Origin of the sequence: Bacillus sp. JJ664 (genome assembly GCF_036962205.1) — a bacterium.
Classification (GTDB): domain Bacteria; phylum Bacillota; class Bacilli; order Bacillales; family Bacillaceae_G; genus Gottfriedia.
Genome location: NZ_JBALMS010000184.1, coordinates 1 through 1805, shown reverse-complemented (window position 1 = coordinate 1805; position 1805 = coordinate 1). Strand labels below are relative to the sequence as shown.

The 1805-nt window shown below is 26.5% G+C and carries 4 protein-coding genes; 1 reads left to right on the top strand and 3 read right to left on the bottom strand.

What is annotated here, in order from left to right; translation table 11 throughout:
• The 3 genes from V7056_RS19805 to V7056_RS19795 all read right to left on the bottom strand — a co-directional run.
• Positions 1-238 (bottom strand): hypothetical protein (locus tag V7056_RS19805; RefSeq protein WP_499704107.1); only part of this gene is annotated, 238 nt, incomplete at its 3' end.
• Between the two features lie 483 nt (positions 239-721).
• Positions 722-871, bottom strand: coding sequence for a small membrane protein YnzI (gene ynzI, locus V7056_RS19800; RefSeq protein WP_499704106.1), 150 nt, complete (start codon positions 869-871; stop codon positions 722-724).
• 209 nt (positions 872-1080) lie between these two features.
• On the bottom strand, positions 1081-1338 hold the full coding sequence (locus V7056_RS19795) for a YqkE family protein (RefSeq protein ID WP_499704105.1): 258 nt from the start codon (positions 1336-1338) through the stop codon (positions 1081-1083).
• A 148-nt stretch (positions 1339-1486) separates the two neighbouring features.
• On the opposite strand from V7056_RS19795, the gene V7056_RS19790 reads away from it, so the two are divergent.
• Positions 1487-1732 carry a zinc ribbon domain-containing protein gene (locus V7056_RS19790; protein ID WP_499704104.1) on the top strand — a complete coding sequence of 82 codons (246 nt, stop codon included), beginning with the start codon at positions 1487-1489 and terminating at the stop codon, positions 1730-1732.
• Positions 1733-1805: the final 73 nt, after the last annotated feature.

Below are 1805 nucleotides of genomic sequence, written 5' to 3'. Positions count from 1 at the left end.
GGATTATATATGTATATAGTCTTTTCTGTTCCGGCATTATTTTTACAATTGAATCAATTACTAATGTAATAGGAACTACTACAGCAACGTAAACAAGAAAAAATACAACCGCGACAAGTAATTGACTACCATCTTTGCTAACGTCCTCAGTTACAAAAATGATAAAAATGGAAGTAACAATAGCTAAAATACATGTTAGAATGTTGTTCATAATTGATAATATATAATTCTTTTTCATTTAAGTATCCTTTATGTAGTTTTTGATTTTGTTTACAATACCACTTTAAAATTTTAAGAATACTTTAATAAGATAGGATTCTTAATATTGATATTAGAAAAAGGCTCACTGAAATAATAAATAAACTTTTCCTTATATGGTTTCTTTGAATACCATTTAAGAAAATGACTACTGCTAGCATAAATGCTAGAAATGGCAGTAATTTTAGAAGTACACCAATAAAATATCCATATATAGCTATTACAATCACGGTTAACATTGTAAACAGATTAATGTTTCTAACCATAATTTCGTCCCCTTATTCTACTTATTGTCTATATAATTCTGTAACTACAATTATATTTGTTTTTGATCTTTACAAACAGGTAGCAAAATAAAAAATATCGACCAAAAGTCGATATTTTTATTCAAACGCATCCGTTATTATATTAATTGATATATGCCTAATTTTAATTAACTTTAAATCATATGTTCTTTTTACACTTAAAAGCTTTTGAATAGCAAATTGAATACAAAAAATAACATCAATACGATGATAAAAAAAACACCATTTTTGTCTGGTTCTTCTTTCTTTTTGTTCATTGTTTTTCTATATTTCGATTGAATTTCTCTTTGTTTATCTCCTATTTCCATGTAAATTCTCCTGTCTTGAAGCTTTTAAAAGAGTCTATTATCGTTATCAACACAAATATTCTGGATAAAATCTCCATTTCCTTCTTATTCAAATTAGCAATTCTAATTTTTAGTGACCTCAAGAAAAAATAAAAACCTCTAATGCAATGCATTAAAGGTCACTAATTTATTTAGCAGAGACTCTCAATCTCCTCACTAAAATCCGTTATTTATTTAAAATCTTTCCAAGATACATTACTTTCATTTAATAGTTCTTCGAAAGATTTATTCTTTTCTTTTAATCTTTTTTCTTCGCGAATTCTAGCTTCTTCTTCTTCTTTTTGTTTTACTTCTTGATCTTGTAATTGTTTTTTCGTAGCTTTTAATTTTTGAAGTAATTCTTCATTCATTAATGAGCCTAATGTGTTTTTTTCTTTTTGCTCATAAGAAGGTTGCTGCGTTTGTTGTGTTTTTCTTTTTTTCGCCATTTTGTTCCACCTACCGTAATCATCAATCATTTTTATTAATTTTATCATGAAATAGGGATTTGTGAAATTTACTTGATTTATGTTAAAATTAATTTCCAAAAAATTCTAATTTTTTGAGTTCAAAAATTTCAGGTAGAGGGGTTTTTGTATGTCTAATGCGGGACAAATGATTAAAGATAAGTTTGTATGTTCAAAGTGTCAACAAACAAATGCTAAAATAAAAGAAGTATCAATGTCTGGGGCTGGCCTAAGTAAATTATTTGATATTGACTATAATCATTATTTATTTGTCTCTTGTTTAAACTGTGGTTTTGTAGAAGTGTATAATCCTACTATTTTAGAAGGAAAGACGCGTGGTGAGCTTTCAACTATATTAGATATTTTATTTGGTTAAAGAAAGAGTGATGTTTCAAGTATGTTATTTTTTATCGTTATCCTTTTCATTTTTTTAGTTTACTTTATTGTTG